This is a genomic window from Methanoculleus sp. UBA303 (assembly GCA_002501655.1).
Lineage (GTDB): Archaea > Halobacteriota > Methanomicrobia > Methanomicrobiales > Methanoculleaceae > Methanoculleus.
In genome coordinates this window covers 32,040-52,028 of sequence record DANY01000021.1, presented here as the reverse complement: position 1 = coordinate 52,028, position 19,989 = coordinate 32,040, and the positions used below count along the sequence as shown (strand labels likewise).

Genomic DNA, 19,989 nt, shown 5'->3' with positions numbered 1-19,989 from the left:
AGATCGGGGTGGAGTATGGCGATCGATATCAAACGGCAATACATCATAGCAGGCGACAGAGAGATCGGGGTTGTGCTCGACATCAAGACCTCCGAGCAGATTGAAGAACTCCTCGAGAACTGCGGGCTTGCGCGGTACATGGAAGACCTCTCTCAATGAGGCGCGGCAGTACTATGCGCAGCTGAGCGAAGAGTGACATGGTCACCTGCCGGTACAAGAAGACGTTTTTACTCATATGTGTACTAATTGGGGTGATACACCATGCCAGGATTTGATGGAACCGGACCTGCCGGCCGCGGTCTCTGCGGCGGTCGGGCACGGCGCCGGTGGTAACCCCGGTGCCGGAACGAAGGCACTATCTGCACGGGGGACGGATCTCTTCCCCGGGAGATGGTAGCATGAACGAGAGCGAGTCGCCCGACGGCTGCCGTGGCCGCCGCGGGCGTGGCCGCCCCCGGGTCCGCCGGATAATCGGCGACCGAGGAGCGTTCCGCTGTTTCGGCCCCCTCTGCGGGCGGCCCGATGAGGTCGTCCTCCTCCTCCCCGAGGAGGTCGAGGCCCTGCGGCTCGTCGACCTCCAGGGGCTCGAACAGGAAGAGGCTGCCCTCGCTCTGGGCGTCTCCAGGAAGACCCTCTGGCGCGACCTCCACGAGGCGCGGGCGAAGGTCGCCGACGCCCTGGTGCACGGGAAGACAATCCGGATCGCCGGGTGCGGCCGCCGGCGGGAAGAGGGGTGCCCTGAAGACGAGGATGCCCTCTCCGGCCCGCCGCCGGGATGATCGGACCTGCAGGGCGTCTTAGTGCCCTCCGGGATCCTGCCGGATGCCGGTTCCATAGCGGCGGGGCACCTCCATCGGCCCACGACTGGGCCGCCACGCTTATAGATATGGGACTCAGGCCGGGAGATCTCCCGGCGACAACTGCAGGGAAAGACAAAAAAAGGATGCGGTCAGGGGAGCCGGACGATAGCCCAGTTCTCCGTGAGGCTGTTCTCCTGAGAGACCGGGTGCGGGGAGAACGTGACAAAATCGCCAAATTCCGACCATAACCTGGTTACCGGGTAACCGGGCCCGGACATTCTCTCTTCTGCAAGGGTCTGGTCGACCCCGCCGATGACGTCGAACGAACGGTATACGTGGGGATAGCCCTCGGCGCCGAGGAAGGAGGGCGTATCCATCACGACCTGGAAGTGGAGGTGCGGGATATCGGAGTTCCCGCTGTTCCCCATCAGGCCGAGGACCTGCCCCTCCGTGACGGTGTCGCCGATCACGACCCGGATCGAGCCGGGGACCATGGGCGTAGCAGGCATACTTCCGGTCCCCGATATCGACGATGACGTAGTTGCCGGCTGCCGCCTGTCCGGTGGCCGGGTCCAGGTATATCCAGTCCTGCGCGTAGCGCTGGGGGACGCGGGTCACCCCGTGCATGGTGATGTCTCTATCGCCGTCCAGCCCGGGCCACGCATCGGCGAGCCGATGACCACCGGCGCAAGGTCCTTGCGCACCGTGACGTTGCCGCCGGTGACAAGGTCGACTCTCCGTCCGTACAGTTCCTCCAGATAGTCGGCGAGTGCCATGAAGTTCCGAAACGTCAGGTGATCCGGCGCGAGTTCGACCAGAATATCCACGTCGCTGTCGGACCGCCCCTCGCCGCGGGCGGTGGACCCGAAGATCCCGACCTTTACCACACCAAACCGCTCCATGAGTATCGGTAACACCTCCTCAAGCCTGACGACAGGTGGCATTTTCTTCGATGAGTTGGGGGGGAGCGGTCATAAGGACGTCTCACGCTTTTCTAGAATCTGTTTGCGTCGTTTCCCCTTGATCGTTCACCTACACCTGATGGGACATCATCCGCACTGTCCCGGAACAGGGGCGGCCATTGTTCTGCTGGAACTCCGTAGTAACATCCATACCTCCATCATCGCCTATGTCTGGCTGCTCCTCTCGCAGGGGTCGTTCGCTACATCTCTCGCCAGGTGTGTAAAATGGTCGAAATATATGCCTTTATAAGGAAAACAGGCAGAAGGCTCCCCGCTTTAGTGGGGGATGAATGCCGTCTACCGGATGTGTTAATTAAGCGTATAACCGACATAAGACGAAGAAGGAAAGTGTGTAATCGTTGAAAATCGGATAGGGTTCGCTGGATCATGAGCACCCCGGAAAAACTCAGCCCTCTGGCGCGGCACATCATCTTTGTGCAGACGCAGATAATCCACAAAAGCGATCTACCGGAGGATCAGGGTGCCGCAGGGGTTGTAAGGGACTACGGGGTATTCGGTTCGATTGGTTTTTTCTTAGAGTACGAAGCAAAGTTTGACACTCTGGCCGACTCGGTGAAACGCGTAGCATGGATACTTCATGCAATAGCGATCCGGCACCCTTTCCAGAACGGAAATAAGCGCACCGCCTTTGTTGTCGCGGATGCTATTCTTCGAGAAGAGTGGGGTTTTCGTATCGGTGCCTCACAGGGAGAGAAAGGGAACTTCCTGATCGAAGTTGCAGATTATCGGCACGATGTTGATGACGTTGAAGGGTGGATCTGGAAATATCTTGAAAAAGATGATGATATCTAACGTTTCGCCATTATCTCAAGGGCTTCACGGTTCTCTTCGATAGAGTCGGCGATTGCCTTCCGCTCGGATTGCGTAAGAGCGTCATCCATAAATGCACCCCTCCGCCGCTGCACAGCAGGGAGATTATAGGGAGTTGCATCACTGTTCGTGCCGGGGGCCACCACTATCATCAACCTGGTATCGTTTACTGCGTATTCAGTATGAGTGTCAGTATATATTGATGTTGCACATTTCAGAACCCGCGAACTACCGTCCGTCCTCCTGTTCTGGCGTGACCTGAATCCGGACCTTCGCAAGCAACATGCGTCGGGAACTCTCCTGCCGGTGATCGTACCGATCGCCGGCGCGCTCCGGCATAACGGCCGGCCGGGGGATTCGCGATCCAGGCAAAGGGACGCCACCCCCCGGCGGGCGCAGGGGATCTTTTCGCTCATGCCTTATAGCGATAAAAAATTCCGCCTGTTTTGGTGAATAACAGTGGGCCCGGAGGGATTCGAACCCACGACCGCCCGGTTATGAGCCGGGCGCTCTGACCGGACTAAGCTACGGGCCCCAAAACAACTGCTGAAGTGTCAGGGATGTGGAATCAGCAAGCATTGCTGCGGTTTCCCGAACCCCTGAGAACCCCGGTGCATATAAATATCTCCCTTTTACGATAAATACGTTGTGCGGGCCGCTGATCGGCCCCTGCGCCGGGTTATACCACCTTCGTGCCCGGGTCGGCATCCCGGATGACCCCGAGGACCTCCCGCTTCTTCTCACCCAGGAGGCCCCTCGTGTCCGCTTCGAGATTCAGCCGCACCACCGGCTCGGTGTGGGAGCGGCGGATGTTGAACCACCAGTCCGGATAGCCCACTGTCAGCCCGTCCAGGCGGTCGATCTCCGCGTCCCGGTAGCGCGCCGCGAGCGCCGTCAGCACCAGATCGGGGTCGCTCACCGTCAGGTTGATCTCCCCGGTCGTGGGGTAGTGGTCCAGCGGCCGGATGAGTTCGGAGAGCGGCCGGCCCCGGGCGGCGATGAGGTTTAAGACCTGGATCATCGTGAGGATGCCGTTATCCGTAAACCCCATATCCCGGTAGTAGTAGTGCCCGGAGAGTTCTCCGGCGAATAACGCATCCTCCTCCCGCATCCGGGCCTTGATGAAGGCGTGGCCCACCCGGGACCGGACACCTCGCCCTCCCCCCCGGGCGATCGCCTGCGGAACGGCCCGGCTCGACCGGAGGTCGTAGAGGACGGTCGCCCCCGGGTTCCCTTCGAGCAGAAACCCCGCGATGAGCCCGGTCACCAGGTCCTCCCTGACCCGCTCGCCCCGCTCGTCGATGAGCCCGCACCGGTCGGCATCTCCGTCGAACGCGACCCCGATATCCGCGCCCTCCGCCACAACCCGGTCCTGGAGTTCCCGGGTGGTCTCGGGGTCGAGCGGGTTTGCGTGATGGTGGGGGAACCGCCCGTCGGGCTCGATATACATCGGCACCAGCCGCCATGCCGGAACCCGCTCAAAGAGCCGGGGCACCTCCGGCCCGGCCATACCGTTCCCCGCGTCCACGACAACCGTGAGCGGTCTCGGGTTCCGGACGAACCCAGCCACCTTCCCGATGTAGGCGTCGAGCATATCGACCTTATGGCAGGACCCGGCGGCGCGGGCTACCGGCTTCTCCCCGACCATCGCCTCGAGGAGCGGCAACCCCCGGTCGCCGGAGAGGGGGACCGCGTCCTTGCGGGCAAGTTTGAGCCCGTTCATATCCTCCGGGAGGTGGGAGGCCGTCACCATCGCCCCACCGTCGAACCCTCCGGCGATGATGGCGTAGTTGAGGAGCGGCGTGCTCACCTCTCCGGCGTCAGCGACATCCGCCCCGGCCGCTATCGCGCCGTCTGCAAACGCACCTGCGAGCGACGCCGCAGAGAGGCGCATGTCCCGCCCGACGACGATCCGCTCCGCCCCGAGGAGCCGGACGAACGCGTTCCCGATCCTCTCTGCCGTCGCCTCGTCGAGTTCGTCCGGGTAGCGCCCCCGGATATCGTATGCCTTGAAGATGCCCGCCATGCTCACGCCCCTCCCCGGAGCGGCGACATCTCCCGCAGTCGGGCTATAATGCCGGGGAGGGCCGCGAGGACGTAATCGACGTCGGCGTCGGTGTTCCCCGGCCCGAGGGTGAGCCGGAGCGAGCCGTGGGCGTGCTCGGGCGGGAGGCCGCAGGCGGTCAGGACGTGCGAGGGCTCAAGCGACGCCGAGGTGCAGGCGCTCCCTGTCGAGGCGGCAATCCCGAGGGCGTCGAGCGAGAGGAGGATCGACTCCCCCTCGACATAGCGGAACGCGACGTTGACATTGTTCGGGAGCCGCTCGATCGGGTGGCCGTTCAACCGGGTGTCGGGGATCGTCTCCAGGATGCCCCGGATCAACCGGTCCCGCATCGCGGCGACCCGGGCGGCGTTCCGGGGCATCTCAGCAACCGCAAGGTTGATCGCCCTGCCCAGCCCCACGATGCCGGGCACGTTCTCGGTCCCGGCCCGCCGTCCCCGCTCCTGCGCCCCGCCGTCCATGAACGTCCCGATCCGGGTTCCCCGCCGGACGTAGAGCGCCCCCGTCCCCTTCGGGCCGCCGAACTTGTGGGCCGAGAGCGCGAGGAGGTCGGCCCCCATGGCATCCACACCCACCGAAAAGGCCCCGATCGCCTGGACAGCGTCGGTGTGGAATGGGACATTGTGGTCGTGCGCGATGCGGCCGATCTCCGCGACCGGCTGGATCGACCCGATCTCGTTGTTCGCGGCCATCACCGAGACGAGGATGGTCTCATCGGTGATCGCGTCCTCGACGTCGCCCGGCTCGACCCGGCCGAACTCGTCGACCGGGAGATAGGTGACCCGGTAGCCCTGCTTCTCGAGGGCCCGGCAGGGGTGGAGGACGGCGTGGTGCTCGATCGCGGAGGTGATGATATGGTCCCCCTTCTTCCTGCTCGCCGCCGCCACCCCCTTGACCGCCCAGTTGTCGGCCTCCGTGCCCCCCGAGGTGAAGTAGACCTCTTCGGGGCTCGCGCCGATGGCCGCCGCCACCCGTCCCCGTGCCTCCTCCACTGCCTCCTTCGCCTCACGAGCGAGGGCGTAGAGCGAGGAGGGGTTCCCGAACCACTCCGAGAAGTACGGCAGCATCACCTCGACGACCTCCGGCCGCACCGGCGTCGTCGCCGCATGGTCCATGTAGACCGAACGTCTCTGCTCCATCCCGGTCACTTCGGCGTCATTGGCTGGAACCCGCGCATCGTCTCCGCCATCTCCCCAAGCCGCCGGTCCACGAGATAGTTCACGGTCCCCTCCTCGTAGGTCCCATCCTCCCGCCGCCTGCCCGCCGGGACGCCCGTGAGGACCTCGATCCCCTCATCGATCGTCCGCACCGGGTAGATCCGGAACTTCCCGGCCTTCGCGGCCTCGACGACCTCTTCCTTGAGCATAAGGTTCTGGACGTTGCTTGCCGGTATCAGGGCTCCCTGGTTGCCGTTGAGCCCCTTCGCCTTGCAGACCTCGTAGAATCCCTCCAGTTTCTCGTTCACGCCCCCGATCGCCTGGACCTCGCCCTTCTGGTTCACCGAACCCGTGACGGCGAGATACTGTTTCAGGGGGAGGCCCGAGAGCGCCGAGAGGAGGGCGTAGAGTTCGGTGCTCGACGCGGAATCGCCCTCGATCCCCTCGTAACTCTGCTCGAAGACGAGCCTGGCCGAGAGGGCGAGCGGCTTATCCCGCGCGTAGTTGTTGTTGAGGTAGCCGTTGATGATCAGGACGCCCTTCGTGTGGATCGGCCCCCCGAGCGCCGCTTCCCGCTCGATATCCATGATCCCTTCGCGGCCGACCCCGATGCTCGCGGTCACCTTCGACGGCCGGCCGAAGGCGAAGTCCCCGAGGCCGATGACCGAGAGGCCGTTCACCTGGCCGACCTTCTCACCATCGGTCTCGATGAGGAAGATCCCCCGCCGGATGTACTCCTCGATCTTCTGCTGGATCAGGTTCGAGCGGTAGATCTTCTCCTCGATCGCCTTCGTGACATGCTTCTTCTCGACCTGCTCCGCCCCGTCCTCTGCGGCGTAGAAGTTTGCCTCCCGGATGAGGTCTGCGATGGCGGCGAACCGGGTGGAGAGTTTCTGCTTGTCCTCGGCGAGGCGCGAGCCATACTCGATCACCCGGGCGATCGCCTCCCGGTCCAGGTGCCGGATCTTCTCCTCCCGGACGAGGTTGCACATGAAGTCGGCGTACTTCCCGGCGTTCTCGTCGTTTCTCTCCATGACGATATCGAAATCGGCCTTGACCTTGAAGAGCTCCTTGAAGTCGGGGTCCATCCGGTAGAGGAGCTGGTAGAGCATCGGTGTCCCGATGAGGGTCACCTTGATGTCGAGGGGGACAGCCTCGGGCTTGATCGTCTTTGCCGTGATGAACCCCATCCGTTCTCCCGGCTCCTCGATGACGGCTTCCCCGGTCTTCAAGGCTGTCTTGAGCCCGTCCCAGGAGAAGGGGTTCCGAAGGAGGTCCTCGACGGTGAGGACGATGTAGCCGCCGTTGGCCTTATGCAGCGAGCCCGGCCGGATCATCGTGAAGTCAGTCGTGAAGATGCCGAACTGGACCTCCCTCTCGATCTTCCCGAGGAGGTTCTGGAAGGTGGGGTTCTGCTCGACGATCACCGGCGCTCCCCCGGTATCGGCGTTGTCGACGACGACGTTCACGTCATACTTCCGGAATGGGAGTTCCCGGATGAAGGCCTGGAACTGGGGCGGGGCGCCCGGCTGCTCGGGGATCCCGAGGAAGGCCTGGAGGTTCTCGAGGATGTCGTTCTGGACGGCATCGATGTAGACCGGGACCTCCGGAATGTCGGCGTAGTTCTCCTTGAGTTCGGCGACGAGGTTTCCTATCGCGTAGAGGGAGATCTCGTGGTTCAGGTTCGTGACCCCCTCAGCCCCCTGCCGCTCGATCTCCTGCACCTGCCGGAGGGTGCTCCGGAGTTCGGCGTTGAGGGCGTCGCGCCGCCGCTGGACCTCCGCCCGCACCTCATCGGGGAGGGTGATGAACTCCTCCTCGGGGACCGGCTTCCCGTTGATGATCGGGATGGTCAGGAGGCCGATGGGGCTCATCTGGATGGTGAACCCCGCCTCCTGGGCGCGCTGGTTGATCCGGGCTATGAGTTCGGTTCTCTTTCCCTGGAGCGACTGGAGGGTCTCGTCCCGGCGTTTGGCATACTCCTCGCTCTCGAATGCCCGGGGAAGCGCCCGGCGGGCCTCCTCGATGAACCGTTTCATATCCTCCCTGAACCCGGGCCCCCTCCCCCCCGGGAGGGCGATGGCGTTGGGTTCGTACTGGTTCTCGAAGTTGTGGACGTAGACCCAGTCGCTTGCCCGGGGCTTGGCCTTCGCGAGCTCGTCGAGGAAGCTCCGGACGGCGGTCATCCGCCCGGTTCCTTGAGCGCCCGCGGTGTAGACGTTGAACCCGGGCTCCCGGATCTCAAGGCCGAACCGCAACGCCCGGAGCGCCCGTTCCTGGCCGATGATCTCCTCGAGCGGCCGCATCTCTTCGGTGCTGGCGCACTCTACCTTTCCCGGCTCGTATATGTTCCGGTACTCTCCGATATCCAAAGGCTGAACCATCAGTCTCACCACAGTTCCTGGTCGCAGGATGCCTGCGACCTTTAAAAAGATTCCCCGGCCCCGGACCGGATGGTACGATAGGCGGTTTTACTTCCTTTCGCGCTTATGTGTAGTATGTTTATACGCGGTTCCACATGGGACCGCAAGGATCGGTGAGACCATGAGGATTGCGATTGCGCAGGACGGAAACCAGGTGTCCGGGCACTTTGGGCACTGTGAAGGGTATGCTATATTTGACGTGGAGGAGTCGATTATCTACCGGAAGGACGACCTCCCGAACCCCGGCCACGAACCCGGGCGGCTCCCGGTCTTCCTCGCGGAGCACGGGGTCAACCTGATCATTGCCGGCGGGATGGGGCCCCGGGCCATCGACCTCTTCCACGGGAACGGCATCGAGGTGCTCCTCGGCATCAGCGGGAACGTGGATTATATCGCGCAGGACTACATCGCCGGCCGCCTCTCGCCGGGAGAGAGTTCCTGCCATCACGAAGATGGCGGCGAGTGCGGCGGGAGCCACTGACGCGGGAGTGGCATCATCCATAGTATTATGCTCATATGGGTAATAATTCCCATGAGGTAGTAGTATGATTGTATGCATCACAGCACGTGCAGCAGGCACGGACGCCCCGGTCGAGCAGCGGTTCGGCCGGGCACCTTACTTTGTCTTCGTCGATACGGAGACAGGAAAGTCTGAATCGGTTGCAAACCCCCTCATTGACGCTGCCGGCGGGGTCGGGCCCCGGGCGGTCCAGGTGCTCGCGGAGCGTGGCGCGACCGTGCTCGTCACCGGTCAGGTCGGCGGGAACGCCGCCCGGGCAATTGAGGCGGGCGGGATCAAGGCTTACGCCTACCGCGGGAGCGGCAGCGCGGCCGACGCCCTCGCGGAATATACCGCCGGGGACCTGCAGCCGTTATGAAGATCGCAATTGCCAGCGGCAAAGGCGGCACCGGGAAGAGCACGGTGGCGGCGAACCTCGCCTGCACGCTCTCCCGCTCCCGCGAGGTGGCACTCGTTGACTGCGACGTCGAGGAGCCGAATCTCCACCTCTTCTTCCCGGCCCCGGCGACGGACGTGCCGGTGACAAACCTGGTCCCGGAGATCGACGCCGAGCGCTGCACCCTCTGCGGGGAGTGCGGGAAGTTCTGCCGTTTCGGGGCGCTTGCGGTGCTGAAGGACAGTGTCCTTGTCTTCCCGCACCTCTGCCACTCCTGCGGGGGCTGCGTCCTCGTCTGCCCGCAGGGGGCTGTCCGGGAAGTCCCGCGGACCATCGGCCGGGTCGCCTGCTCCCGTCCGCTGTCCCGCCTCACGCTGATCAGCGGGGTCCTGAACGAGGGGGAGGTGCAGGCCCCGGCGGTCATCAAGGTGGCGAAGGCGCTCGCGGAAGGGCACCCCCTCATCCTCTACGATGCCTCCCCGGGGATCGCCTGCCCGGTGATCGAGACCCTCGAGGGGAGCGATGCCTGCGTTCTGGTCACGGAGTCGACGCCGTTCGGGCTGCACGATCTCCGCCTCGCGGCCGAGGTGGCGGAGAGGGTCGGCATCAGTGCCGGCGTCGTGATCAACCGGAGCGACGGAGAGGACGCGGCGACGATCGGGTTCTGCCGGGAGCATGGGCTTCCCATCCTCATGACCATACCGTTCTCCCGGGAGATCGCCGCCGTCCAGAACCGGGGCGGGCTCGTATGCCGCGACCTCCCCGGGTGGGAGGAGCGGTTCGCCGGTCTCTTTCGTGCGGTTCTGGACCTCCCGGGGGTGAGGGCGTGATCCGGCTCGCGGTCGTGAGCGGCAAGGGCGGCACGGGAAAGACGATGATGGCGGCGGCGCTTGCCGATATCAGCGCTGTGCCGCAGGTCCTTGTCGACTGCGACGTGGACGCCGCGAACCTGGAACTCCTCTTCAAGCCCCGGCGGCTCACCACGGAGGAGTTCCGGGGGCTTGAGGCGGCCCGGATCGATCCAGAACGGTGCCGCGACTGCGGGATCTGTGCGGACCACTGCCGGTTCGGGGCAATCGTGCGCCGGGACGATGCCTGGACGGTGGATCTCCTGCACTGTGAGGACTGCGGTGTCTGTGCCTACGTCTGCCCGATGGGGGCGGTCCGGCTGGAACCGCGTGTCTGCGGCGAAATCTCCACATCGGCAACCGGCCGCGGGAACCTCGCCCACGCCCGGCTCTTCCCGGGCTCGGGGAACTCGGGGCTGCTCGTCACCGAGGTGAAGAAGCGGGCCATGAACCTTGCGGGCGACGCGGATCTGCTGCTCGCCGACGGTCCGCCGGGGATCGGGTGCCCGCTGATCGCGACGGTCAGCGGTATGGACGCGGTCCTCATCGTGACTGAGCCGGGGGTCTCGGCGCTCCACGATCTCGGAAGATTGGTGACGGTCTGCCGCCGGTTCGGCGTCCGGATCTTCGTCGCGATCAACCGTTTCGACCTCGCGGAGGATATCTGTGAACGGATCGAGGACTACTGCGGGAAAGAGGGCCTCACCGTGGTCGGGAAGATTCCATTCGATCCCGGGGTTATCGAAGCGGTCCGGAACGGCCGTCCCGTGACCCGGCGCGACTCCCCGGCGGCCGGGGCTCTCCGGACGCTCCGGGATACCCTCTTCGCCGAACTCGGGCTCCGGTGAGCCCGCCACCCGGGGTGATTCCGATGCCCCGGGCTCTTCTCTGCACCACTGATCTGTGAAGACGGAGCGTTACCGGATGTGCGGTAGAAGGGTGTCGTGACTCTCCGGTCTCAGCCGGAGATTCACTTGCTAACGTTTCGCGAAAAAGAAAAATGTATTGGTTTAGAACCGGGGTTTTCTGTGCTTCGGGAGGCAGTCCTGGCAATACACAGGTCTGCCCTCGGTCGGCTTGAAGGGGACTTCGCACTCTTTCCCACAGTCTGAACAAACGGTCTTCGTCATTTCACGGGGGCCGCCGAAGTTCCTCGGTCCACCGAAATTTCTGTTGCCTCTGTTATAATCCATTGGATTGCTCATGCAGATAGAACACTGCCTGTAGAGTTATGAGTGTATAGTATATAAGGTACTTCACAGGTCCGTGGAGGGCTCTGCGGGGCTATCAAACGCAGGGTGAAAGAGGTACACGGGGATTCTGCAGTCGCCCCTCCATGGCCCCCTCTTCTTTTTGGCGATACAATCATCGCGGGCTTTTTCGGGTCTGGAACCCAACATATGGGGAGATGAAGACCCAGATCGAAGAGGCCCGGGAGGGGACCATCACCCCCCGGATGGAAGCGGTCGCAGCGGCCGAAGGGATCGAGGCCGAAGACCTCCGCTACTCCGTCGCCGCCGGCGAAGCCGTTATTATGACACGAGGATCATGCTCGGTCGGCATCGGCCGCGGGCTGCGGACAAAGGTCAACGTCAACCTCGGGACCTCGACCTCCCGGGTTCGCCCCGCTGAGGAGGTCGAGAAGGCCCGGATCGCCGGGCTGCACGGCGCGGACACCATCACCGACCTCTCCACCGGGGGCGATATCACGGCGATCCGGCGGGCGATCTCTGCCGCCACCACCCTCCCGATCACCACGGTGCCGGTCTACCAGGCCGCCGCCGAGATCGGCGTCGAGAGCATGACCGCAGCGGATATCCTTGCCACCGTACGGCGTCAGGCAGAGGAGGGGGTCTCCTCGTTCGTCCTCCACGCCGTCAGCAGGGAGATGATCGACGCCGCCTGGGACGGGGAGCGGATTATGGGCGTTGTCTCGAAGGGAGGGTCGATCACCGCTGCCTACATGCTCACCCACGACGCCGAGAACCCCTTCGTCGAACACTTCGATGAGATCCTCGCCATCCTCCGGGAGCACGATATCGTCCTCTCCCTGGGCAACACGATGCGGAGCGGGTGTATCCACGACGAGATGGACGAGGCCCAGAAGGGCGAGATGCGCTGGAACGCACGGCTTGCCGCCTACGCCCATGAACACGGTGTCCAGACGATCGTCGAGGGGCTCGGCGGCCATGTCAGGGCCGACCGGATCCCCGTCTACCTCCGGCGTTACCGGGAGCACTCCCCCGCGCCGCTCTTTGTCGCCGGCCCCCTCCCCACCGACACCGCCGTCGGCTACGACCACATCGCCGGGTGCGTCGGCGCAAGCATCGCAAGCGGCGCAGGCGCCGATTACCTCTGCTACCTCACCCCGGCCGAACACCTCGGTCTCCCGACCCCCGACCAGGTCAGGGAGGGGCTCATCGCGTTTAAGATCGCGGCCCACATCGGCGACTCGATCAAGTACGGCATGGACGACGAGGACCTCGCCCTCGCCCGGTTCCGCTCGCGCCTCGACTGGGACGGGCAGGTCGCCCATGCCATCGATCCGGAGACTGCACGGGCTCTCGCCCCTGAACCAGGGCCGTGCACGATGTGCGGGGACTTCTGTGCGGTCGCCCTGATGAAGCGGCTCAGGGAGGAGAGGTGAGGGGAACATCCCCGGATCTCATACTACAGCCGGATAACGAGTTCCACGTTGAATGCCGGGGCCGGTGGAGGCAGGCCCCGGAAGCGCGGTGGCCATTAGCGTTGCCTGCCGCTTGCGACCGGAGTTAACCTTCTGTTTCTCTGCCCGCGAGGGTTGCGCGAAGACTGGACTGGAGGTCGGGAAGCTGCCGGGTGATGATGAACCAGACCGTCTCGAGGTCGACACCGAAATAGTGGTGAATGACAATATTTCTGACCCCCACAATTTTCCTCCAGGGGATTCCGGGGTACCTCTCCCGAACCGGCCCGGGAACCTGTCCGCATGCCTCCCCGATGATCTCAAGGTTACGTATCACCGCATCGATGGTCTTTTGGTCCCGGAAGAAGTCCTCCTTTGAGTATCCTCTGGTATATTCCCTGATGCGGCCGATGGCCTCCAGAATATCTTCAAAGAGGAGGGTTTCATCGCGCTTAGACATACACCGCGTCCTCCTCGATGGCACGGAAAAGCCCCGGTCGCCGGGCGACCCCTCCCTTCAGGGCGAGGTCCACGGAGACGCCGAGCATCCTTTCCAGGTCCTCTTTGAGGTCCACGACATCCCACCCGAGGGGTCTGTCGAGGTCGACCAGGATGTCCAGATCACTCTCCGGACCCTGCTCGTTTCGCGCATAGGAACCAAAGATGCCGATCTCGCGGACATGATACCTTTGCTCAAGGTAGGGCTTTGCCTTCCTCAAAGCGTCAATGATTGACCGCACGGTCCAGTGCGGGGGGATATCCTCGGGCCTTCGCGGCACTTCCAAACGCCTCCTTTGAATGGTATGTGGGTGGAAGAATTGTTTATTGGTTTCCCCACGCTGTGTCTGTGAGGGATCCCCCAAGGTTTATGGATCTGCAGGCGATTCTCTGGACCGGTGAATGATGATGAACATCTCCCGGCTGAAGTACAGGGTCGAGGTCCTCGGCGACCACGACGAGATCAAGCGCTACGGGCCGTTCAACGAGCAGAAAGCACGGGAATTCTTCGAGGTCGAGGAGAGCCTCGGCGGGACCGCCCGGATTACACGGCTGGAGGAGGGGATCCGGGAGACGTGGAAGGTTATCGCTGAATGCGGGAACTGTGATAGTTACGAGAGAGGGCTTCATGAAGAGAAAAGAGTGGAGTTACAGGTGCAATGATAGGTCTTCACCCGGTATCTCGCGGCCTCATCCCGGCGGCCGCAAAGACCTCCTCCACCCCCACCCGGTCCATCAACTCCCCGAGCCTCTCGCCCGGCTGTGCGTTCTCCCGGAAGTAGTCGAGCAGCCTCCCGACGATCTCGAGGGCCGCCTCCACCGGGACCATCTCTTCGGCCTCGACGCCGGCCCGGACGACCCGGCCCGACCTCCCGCCGACGGAGAAGCGCAGCCCCTCCGCCGCGACGCCGATCGCCTCCGTGGGACAGACCGCAATACAGTCGCCGCAGCCGACACAGTCTTCTTCAGAGAAGAAGACCTCGCCGTCGGTAACCCGGGCCGCACCCTCCCGGCAGACCTTCTCGCACGCGCCGCAGGTGTTGCATTCTCCGGCCCCGAACGCGGGGAACCTCCTTCCCATGATCCCGATGTCGTTCGCCTGGACCCTTGCGCAGTTGTTCGGGCATCCCGCGATCGAGATCTTGAGTTTCCTCGGGAGAACGCATCCGCCGTGCCGCTCCTCGATGGCCCGGGCGAGCCCCTGCGTGTCGCAGCACCCGTGCCTGCAGACCGTGCCCTTGCAGGCCACGACCGACCGGAGCGTGGCCCCGGTGCTCCCGGGCTCGATCCCCGCCTCCCGGAGCCTTTCCGCGACTTCCTCAGCGTCCCTGCGGTCGACGAAGGGGATCTCCACGTTGAGCCGGGCCGTCATGGCGACCTCTCCGTTCCCGAACTCCTCTGCAATCCGGGCCACCGCCGCCATCTGCGATGCGGTCATCACGCCGGCGGGTATCCTCCCCCGCATGGCGACCTTTCCCTTCTCCCGGAGGCGGATGACCCCCTGTTTTTTGCTCTTCTTGCCGTCGGTCATGTGGTTCCTGCCTTAGAATATGGCAAGAATCGGTGTTAAACCACCCGCCGACCGGGGCCTGGGAGAGATCACAAACCGCATATACCCTCCCCTCGATATCTGGGTGTGGACCTCATCCTGCAGGCATCCTATCTCCTCTTCTGGGCCGGTCTCCTGAAAGGCCTCCAGCTGGCCCTCTGGCCACGCCTCCGCCCCGCGCTCGGGGACTACGCCTACCCTGCGGCCTACCCGGTCTCCCTCCTCCTCTTCGCCCTCGCAACGTGGTACTGCGGCCTCCTCCGTATCCCGGTCGCCCTCGCCCTTCTCCTCTTTGTCGCCCTCGGAGCGTGGGGCCTCCGGCGGGGCGAATACCGGGCACGGGAACTCCGGGGCTTGCTCGCCTGGGACGCGATCTTCCTGATTGGGTTTTTATTCGCGCTCTCCGTCCGGTTCACGGACCCGGTCATAGGCTACTTCAGCGAGCAGTACATGAACCACGCCTTCCTCGCGAGCGTCATGCGGGAGCCCGTGGTCCCGCCGCTCGACCCCTGGTTCGCGGGCGGGCACCTTACCGTCTACTACTACCTCGGCCACTGGCTGATGGGCTGCCTCGGGATCGTCACCGGCGTCCCGTCGGAGGTGGCGTTCAACCTGATCCCGGCCACAGTCTACGGGACTTCGTTCGTGATGCTCTACGCTCTAGGAAGCCTGCTCCTGCGACGGCTGCGGTGGGTGGTGCTCGCGGTCCTCCTCCTCGTCCCGCCGTCGGTCCCCTGGTTTCTCGCCACCGGCTGGAATCTCTATGGGGCATTCCAGGAGACCAACTGGATCATCCCCGGCGCCCGGTTCGAGTTCCCGGTCTTCTCCCTCTTCCTCGGGAACGCCCATGCCTTCGAGATGGCCGCGTTCAACCAGTTCCTCCTCATCTTCCTCCTCGGGTTTGCGTGGTTGCGGTGGGGCGGGCTTGATGCCCGGGGGCGGCGGGGGCTTGCCCTCCTGATCGGCCTCTCCATCGGATCGATGCCGCCCTTGAGTTCCTGGGACGCTCTTGTCTACGGGCCGGTCGTCGCCGTCTTCCTCATCCTCCTGTGGGCCCGGGAGCGGGAGAGCGTTTCCCGGACGGCCGTCGTGGCGGTCCCCGCAGTCGCCTTCCTCATCTACCTCCCCTACTACCTCCTCCTCCAACCTGCGGGCGTGGGCGGGATCGGCTGGGGGTTTCCCCCCACCGACCCCCTCGTGTTCCTCGCGATCTGGGGCGGGTTCCTCGCGGTCGTCTACGCTGCCGTCGCCCGGGATATCCGAAAATCGCCGGTTTATCTCGCCGTTGCCCTCCCGTTCCTCGCCACCGGCTACGTCGTCCTCGGGGTCGTCGCGGTGCCGCTCGTGTATCTCCTCCGGAGGAATCACTCGTTCCCGGACCTCCTCTGCGTCGCCGGGCTCGCGGTGCTCGCCTTCTGCGACCTCTTCTACCTCCGGGAGATGCTCGGGGGAGATTACAGCCGGTTCAACACCATCTTCAAGTTCTACTTCGACGCCTGGGTCCTCCTCGGCACCGGCTCCCTCCTCCTCGCCGGGGGGTGGTTTGCCGCCCGGCGCCCGGTCCTCCCGGCGACTCTCCGGCGGGGAGCCGCGGTCGTCGCGGTGGCCGCTCTCCTCGCCGCCCCGTTCGCCCTCAACATCGACATCGGCCGGGGCCTCCTCGGCATCGATTACCCGGAGGCGGGCTACAACACCCTGGACGGCCTCGCCTATCTCGACGCCTCGCGACCGGGGGAGGCCGCAGCGATCGACTACCTCCGGACGCTTGGGGGCGACCACCGGATCGTGGAAGCGGAGAACGGCGATTACGGCTACTATTCACGGGTATCGACGTTCACCGGCATCCCCACAATCCTCGGGCAGATCAGCCACGAACTGACGTGGCGGGGAAACGGCGCGTGGTATACCGCCCGCCCGGCGGATATCCGGGCGATCTATGAGCGTCCGAATGAAACCATCGCGCTCATGGCGAAGTATAACGCGACTCTCCTCTACGTCGGCAAGCCCGAGCGTGAGCGCTATGACGTCCGGCTGCCGGACCAGGGTCTTCTCCTGGTCTACGACGAAGGCGGTGTCCAGGTCTACGAGCGGCCAACCGGGGGTTGACGGCTCTCCGGCCGGGTAACCATTATATACCCTGGGCCCCGGGTGGGGCTCATGGCGCAAGCAACCGTAACCATGGCATCCTCCCTGGTGAACGCCACCGCGGGGGTGCAGACGTGAGCCCGAAGGTGACCACGGCTCCACCGCCCCACGCCGCCGCTGGCCGGAGCGTGACCGTCGAGATCGCGGCCGAGAACATGGCCTTCGACACGAGCACGATCACCGTTCCGGCGGGTGCGGAGGTGACCATGAACTTCGACAACCGGGATGACGGCATCCCGCACAATGTCGCGGTCTACACGGACTCCTCCGCGGCGAAAGAGATCTTCGTGGGCGATATCATCACCGGCCCGGAACGGGCGACTTACACCTTCACGGCGCCCGAGACCCCCGGGACCTACTTCTTCCGGTGCGACGTCCATCCCTCGATGAACGGGGCGTTCGTCGTGCAGTAGAGGGGGATTGATCCCCTTCCTTTAGAGGGCGGCGGCCGCTATGATCGCTACGGCGTAGACGACCACGGTCGCATGGATGAGCGGGAGCGCCCGCATCGCGGCACCCGGGCTCTTCCCCCGGAGGATGATGTAGTTTGCCAGCCCGAGGAGGATGAGTCCCACGGCGAACCCGGCTATGGCGACGGGGCCGAGGGTGAGGGCGAAGACGAACGCCGTCACGGCGTGGACGGCCGAGAAGCCGAGGGTCCAGGCGGCCGCCCCCTCCATTCCGTAGAGGACCGGGACCGTCGCCATTCCCCGGGCGCGGTCGTTTGCGATATCGGCTATGTCGTTTGCCGCGAGATGCGCGAGCGTCCAGGGGTAGAAGAAGAGGAAGAAGAGGAGGGCGGTCGCGTCGGGGCTGCCGTGGACGAGGTAGCCGGCGACGGGGAAGAGGGCGAAATCCGTCCGCCCAATCACCTGGGCGAGCGGGAGGGTCTGGCGTCGCTTCTTCGTCTGGTAGAAGTACTCGACCAGGTATGAGTAGCCCATGATGCCGAGGACGTAGAGGTTGTGGGGGGCGGGGAGGGTCGCGGCGAGCGCGGCCGCGGACCCGGCGAGGGCGATGAAGACCGCGAAGGCCGCCCGGGGAGAGATCCTCCCCTCCGGTATCGGCCGCCCCGCAACCGGCCGCCAGTAGCGGGTGAGCGACCCGTTGATGTCCCGCCGGTCATACTCCCGGTCGACGTAGTCGTTTAAGACGAGCCCGGCCTCGAACCCGAGGAGGCCGATGAGCGCGGCCCGACCGATGAGTTCCCACGAGAACCCGCCGTAGTTCTCAAACGCGAGGGCGAGCCCCGAGCAGAAGAGGAGGGGCCAGACGAAGAAGAAGTGGGCGCGGGTCAGGTCGGCGAGCGCGGCAAGGGTCTCTCTCATGGTGGTATGTGACGGGTTATACGGCCGTGCTCAAAAAACCGCTGTAAGGTCTCGGGCGATCGGGTTTCACCCGGACTCCTTATGTGTCCCAGGGACCCCTCCCCACCCCCCCGGGGGAGGTCAACGGTATGAAGAAATACTGGCTGGTTATTACGGCGGTCCTCGCGGCCTGCTGCATCGGGCTTGTCTCCGCCCAGGCCGAAGGGGGGACGAACGAGACCGCTAACGCCTCGATCACGGTGACGGACCAGATGGTCGCGGGCGACGGGGTCGTCGGGAACGTCACGGTCGATGAGGCTGTGAGCAACGGCACCGGGTGGCTCGTCATCCACAACAATCTCTTCGGGCATCCCGGAGGGGTCATCGGGTATGCGCCGGTAGAGTCCGGGGTGAACACGGATGTCACAGTGACCATCCACACGTTCGTCGCCACCGATACCCTCTTTGCGGTCCTGCACCACGACGCCGGGAAGGAGGGTGTCTTCGAGTACCCCATCCCCGACGTCGAGCAGAGGGTGGGGGGTGAGATCGTGATCGTGCCCTTCAACGCCACAGCGGAGAACGCCACCCTGCTGAACCTGACGGCGCTCTGTCCGGCGAGCGGCACCAGGTGAGTGGGATGGTTCCCCTGCCGCTCTTTTCCGGAAGATCGGGGCGGGCAGTCCAACGGCAACCTCTTTTGGTCCGGGAGAGAACGGGTACAGTGTGCAGAACCTCAACAGAACAGGCGTGCCCAAACCCGGGGTGTGGCGCACGGGTCCCGGGATATCCGGGCGAGAGGGGTAGGCGGCATGCCCCTCCTGCCGGCCGCGGCTGCGGTCTACCTCCTCGCAAACATCCTCTCGTTCTCTGCCTTCTTCCGCGACAAACGGTCGGCGGAACGGACGGCATGGAGGACCCCAGAGCAGCGGCTCCTCGTCCTCGCGCTCTTCGGGCCGTTCGGGGCGCTGGCTGCGATGCGCGCCTTCCGGCACAAGACGCAGAAGGCGAAGTTCCGGCTCGTCCCCCTCTTCCTCTGCCTGCACATCGGGCTTGCCATAGCGCTCGTTCTGGTTCTCGTATGACCCGCCGGCCGGATCGGGTGCGGGGGTCCTGGAGAAGCCATTGATTTCAGGGGAAAGTTAAAAGCGTTATTTTGCCCCACCATAGACTGTATGGCATACGACTACGGCCCGCCCGCCTGCCCGCTAGAAGAGACCCTCACGGCGATACAGGAGGGCCTCATCCGCGAGTACCGGGCGGAGTGCCTCCCCGCCCACCGGCGGTCGCCCCGGAGGACGAGGAGGCTCCGGCGGATACGAGGGTGGAGCAGGGAGATTGAAGACCTGATCTCGCAGGTCGGCCGGGTGGTGCGCGAGACCCTCCCCCGCATCGAGCGGGATACCGGGCATACCTTCCAGGGGCCGGACGGGCTCCTCCGGATCCTTATGGACACCTCCACGAAACGGCTCTTTCTGGATATTCTTGCCGGGTTCCCGGAAGAATCGCTCCCGGTCCCGGCGAAAGACCTCGGTATGCTCGGGAGGTTCCCGAACGACTCCCGGGCCCTCGCTCTCATCGGCGACGTCACCCTGCGGTTGAAGGTCCTCTCCGGTCCGCATGGAGAGGTGATCGACCTCGCGGCGCTCTCTGACCGGTGGGGCCTCCATGAGAGTCGTCTCGGCCTCGCGTGCCGTCACCGCCCGGCCGGCGAGCCCCTCCTTCGGGAGAAGGAGACCCTCTCCCGGGCTGTCCTCGGCCTCATCTACATCGAGGGGGGCACCGATGCGCTCGGGGGTGCGGTGTCGCTCCTCGGATGCGGGCCGGGTGGAGCAACTGGATAGGA

At 64.5% G+C, this 19,989-nt stretch carries 24 protein-coding genes and 1 tRNA gene; 14 read left to right on the top strand and 11 right to left on the bottom strand.

Annotated features, from left to right (window positions below; translation table 11 throughout):
* Window positions 1-15 precede the first annotated feature (15 nt).
* Window positions 16-159, top strand: coding sequence for a hypothetical protein (locus tag BP846_RS04400; protein ID WP_292392838.1), 144 nt, complete (start codon window positions 16-18; stop codon window positions 157-159).
* A 239-nt stretch (window positions 160-398) separates the two neighbouring features.
* Window positions 399-779 carry a DUF134 domain-containing protein gene (locus BP846_RS04395; protein WP_292392837.1) on the top strand — a complete coding sequence of 127 codons (381 nt, stop codon included), beginning with the start codon at window positions 399-401 and terminating at the stop codon, window positions 777-779.
* 170 nt (window positions 780-949) lie between these two features.
* Here the strand turns inward: BP846_RS04395 and BP846_RS04390 are convergent, their stop codons facing one another.
* Together BP846_RS04390 and BP846_RS04385 are read right to left on the bottom strand one after the other, a co-directional pair.
* Entirely contained in the window at window positions 950-1,309 is a 360-nt protein-coding gene (locus tag BP846_RS04390; protein ID WP_292392836.1) for a M23 family metallopeptidase, read from the bottom strand.
* Window positions 1,310-1,414: 105 nt separating this feature from the next.
* On the bottom strand, window positions 1,415-1,744 hold the full coding sequence (locus tag BP846_RS04385) for a nucleotidyltransferase family protein (protein ID WP_292392834.1): 330 nt from the start codon (window positions 1,742-1,744) through the stop codon (window positions 1,415-1,417).
* Between the two features lie 405 nt (window positions 1,745-2,149).
* Between BP846_RS04385 and BP846_RS04380 the strand changes: the two genes are divergently transcribed.
* Entirely contained in the window at window positions 2,150-2,575 is a 426-nt protein-coding gene (locus BP846_RS04380; protein WP_292392833.1) for a Fic family protein, read from the top strand.
* Window positions 2,576-3,053: 478 nt separating this feature from the next.
* On the opposite strand, the gene BP846_RS04375 is transcribed toward BP846_RS04380, so the two are convergent.
* From BP846_RS04375 to BP846_RS04360, 4 genes are all read right to left on the bottom strand, one after another.
* A tRNA-Ile gene (locus tag BP846_RS04375) sits at window positions 3,054-3,128 on the bottom strand.
* A 144-nt stretch (window positions 3,129-3,272) separates the two neighbouring features.
* Window positions 3,273-4,619, bottom strand: coding sequence for a phosphomannomutase/phosphoglucomutase (locus BP846_RS04370; RefSeq protein WP_292392832.1), 1,347 nt, complete (start codon window positions 4,617-4,619; stop codon window positions 3,273-3,275).
* A gap of 2 nt (window positions 4,620-4,621) precedes the next feature.
* The gene (gene nifS, locus BP846_RS04365; protein WP_292392831.1) at window positions 4,622-5,794 is read right to left on the bottom strand and encodes a cysteine desulfurase NifS; all 1,173 of its coding nucleotides are present in this window, start codon (window positions 5,792-5,794) and stop codon (window positions 4,622-4,624) included.
* Window positions 5,795-5,799: 5 nt separating this feature from the next.
* Entirely contained in the window at window positions 5,800-8,196 is a 2,397-nt protein-coding gene (locus BP846_RS04360) for a Lon protease family protein (RefSeq protein ID WP_292392830.1), read from the bottom strand.
* 160 nt (window positions 8,197-8,356) lie between these two features.
* On the opposite strand from BP846_RS04360, the gene BP846_RS04355 reads away from it, so the two are divergent.
* The 4 genes from BP846_RS04355 to BP846_RS04340 all read left to right on the top strand — a co-directional run bounded on the left by BP846_RS04355 (window position 8,357) and on the right by BP846_RS04340 (window position 10,827).
* The gene (locus BP846_RS04355) at window positions 8,357-8,716 is read left to right on the top strand and encodes a NifB/NifX family molybdenum-iron cluster-binding protein (RefSeq protein WP_292392829.1); all 360 of its coding nucleotides are present in this window, start codon (window positions 8,357-8,359) and stop codon (window positions 8,714-8,716) included.
* A 64-nt stretch (window positions 8,717-8,780) separates the two neighbouring features.
* Window positions 8,781-9,113, top strand: coding sequence for a NifB/NifX family molybdenum-iron cluster-binding protein (locus BP846_RS04350; protein ID WP_292392828.1), 333 nt, complete (start codon window positions 8,781-8,783; stop codon window positions 9,111-9,113).
* Window positions 9,110-9,961, top strand: a complete 852-nt coding sequence (locus tag BP846_RS04345) for an ATP-binding protein (protein WP_292392827.1) — start codon at window positions 9,110-9,112, stop codon at window positions 9,959-9,961. Before BP846_RS04350 ends, BP846_RS04345 begins: the two co-directional genes overlap by 4 nt.
* Entirely contained in the window at window positions 9,958-10,827 is an 870-nt protein-coding gene (locus BP846_RS04340; protein WP_292392826.1) for an ATP-binding protein, read from the top strand. The genes BP846_RS04345 and BP846_RS04340 overlap by 4 nt, the downstream gene beginning before the upstream one ends.
* Before the next feature lie 162 nt (window positions 10,828-10,989).
* On the opposite strand, the gene BP846_RS04335 is transcribed toward BP846_RS04340, so the two are convergent.
* Window positions 10,990-11,184, bottom strand: a complete 195-nt coding sequence (locus BP846_RS04335; RefSeq protein ID WP_011845255.1) for a CxxC-x17-CxxC domain-containing protein — start codon at window positions 11,182-11,184, stop codon at window positions 10,990-10,992.
* A 203-nt stretch (window positions 11,185-11,387) separates the two neighbouring features.
* Between BP846_RS04335 and thiC the strand changes: the two genes are divergently transcribed.
* Window positions 11,388-12,626, top strand: a complete 1,239-nt coding sequence (gene thiC, locus BP846_RS04330) for a phosphomethylpyrimidine synthase ThiC (RefSeq protein WP_292392825.1) — start codon at window positions 11,388-11,390, stop codon at window positions 12,624-12,626.
* Between the two features lie 124 nt (window positions 12,627-12,750).
* Here the strand turns inward: thiC and BP846_RS04325 are convergent, their stop codons facing one another.
* Complete coding sequence (locus BP846_RS04325; RefSeq protein WP_292392823.1) at window positions 12,751-13,104, bottom strand: DUF86 domain-containing protein; 354 nt, start codon at window positions 13,102-13,104, stop codon at window positions 12,751-12,753.
* On the bottom strand, window positions 13,097-13,423 hold the full coding sequence (locus BP846_RS04320) for a nucleotidyltransferase family protein (RefSeq protein WP_292392850.1): 327 nt from the start codon (window positions 13,421-13,423) through the stop codon (window positions 13,097-13,099). The genes BP846_RS04325 and BP846_RS04320 overlap by 8 nt, the downstream gene beginning before the upstream one ends.
* Window positions 13,424-13,544: 121 nt before the next feature.
* Between BP846_RS04320 and BP846_RS04315 the strand changes: the two genes are divergently transcribed.
* The gene (locus tag BP846_RS04315) at window positions 13,545-13,805 is read left to right on the top strand and encodes a hypothetical protein (RefSeq protein WP_292392822.1); all 261 of its coding nucleotides are present in this window, start codon (window positions 13,545-13,547) and stop codon (window positions 13,803-13,805) included.
* A 7-nt stretch (window positions 13,806-13,812) separates the two neighbouring features.
* Here the strand turns inward: BP846_RS04315 and BP846_RS04310 are convergent, their stop codons facing one another.
* A complete protein-coding gene (locus tag BP846_RS04310; protein ID WP_292392820.1) occupies window positions 13,813-14,673 on the bottom strand; it encodes a 4Fe-4S dicluster domain-containing protein in 861 nt (286 codons plus the stop codon).
* Between the two features lie 105 nt (window positions 14,674-14,778).
* Between BP846_RS04310 and BP846_RS04305 the strand changes: the two genes are divergently transcribed.
* Together BP846_RS04305 and BP846_RS04300 are read left to right on the top strand one after the other, a co-directional pair.
* Window positions 14,779-16,797, top strand: coding sequence for a DUF2298 domain-containing protein (locus BP846_RS04305; RefSeq protein ID WP_292392819.1), 2,019 nt, complete (start codon window positions 14,779-14,781; stop codon window positions 16,795-16,797).
* Between the two features lie 113 nt (window positions 16,798-16,910).
* The gene (locus BP846_RS04300; protein ID WP_292392818.1) at window positions 16,911-17,249 is read left to right on the top strand and encodes a cupredoxin domain-containing protein; all 339 of its coding nucleotides are present in this window, start codon (window positions 16,911-16,913) and stop codon (window positions 17,247-17,249) included.
* A gap of 21 nt (window positions 17,250-17,270) precedes the next feature.
* Here the strand turns inward: BP846_RS04300 and BP846_RS04295 are convergent, their stop codons facing one another.
* Window positions 17,271-18,164, bottom strand: a complete 894-nt coding sequence (locus tag BP846_RS04295; RefSeq protein WP_292392817.1) for a UbiA family prenyltransferase — start codon at window positions 18,162-18,164, stop codon at window positions 17,271-17,273.
* 128 nt (window positions 18,165-18,292) lie between these two features.
* On the opposite strand from BP846_RS04295, the gene BP846_RS04290 reads away from it, so the two are divergent.
* From BP846_RS04290 to BP846_RS04280, 3 genes are all read left to right on the top strand, one after another.
* Window positions 18,293-18,778, top strand: coding sequence for a DUF7282 domain-containing protein (locus tag BP846_RS04290; protein WP_292392816.1), 486 nt, complete (start codon window positions 18,293-18,295; stop codon window positions 18,776-18,778).
* A 177-nt stretch (window positions 18,779-18,955) separates the two neighbouring features.
* Window positions 18,956-19,228 carry a DUF1294 domain-containing protein gene (locus tag BP846_RS04285; RefSeq protein ID WP_292392815.1) on the top strand — a complete coding sequence of 91 codons (273 nt, stop codon included), beginning with the start codon at window positions 18,956-18,958 and terminating at the stop codon, window positions 19,226-19,228.
* A gap of 90 nt (window positions 19,229-19,318) precedes the next feature.
* Window positions 19,319-19,987, top strand: a complete 669-nt coding sequence (locus tag BP846_RS04280; RefSeq protein WP_292392814.1) for a hypothetical protein — start codon at window positions 19,319-19,321, stop codon at window positions 19,985-19,987.
* Window positions 19,988-19,989 lie beyond the last annotated feature (2 nt).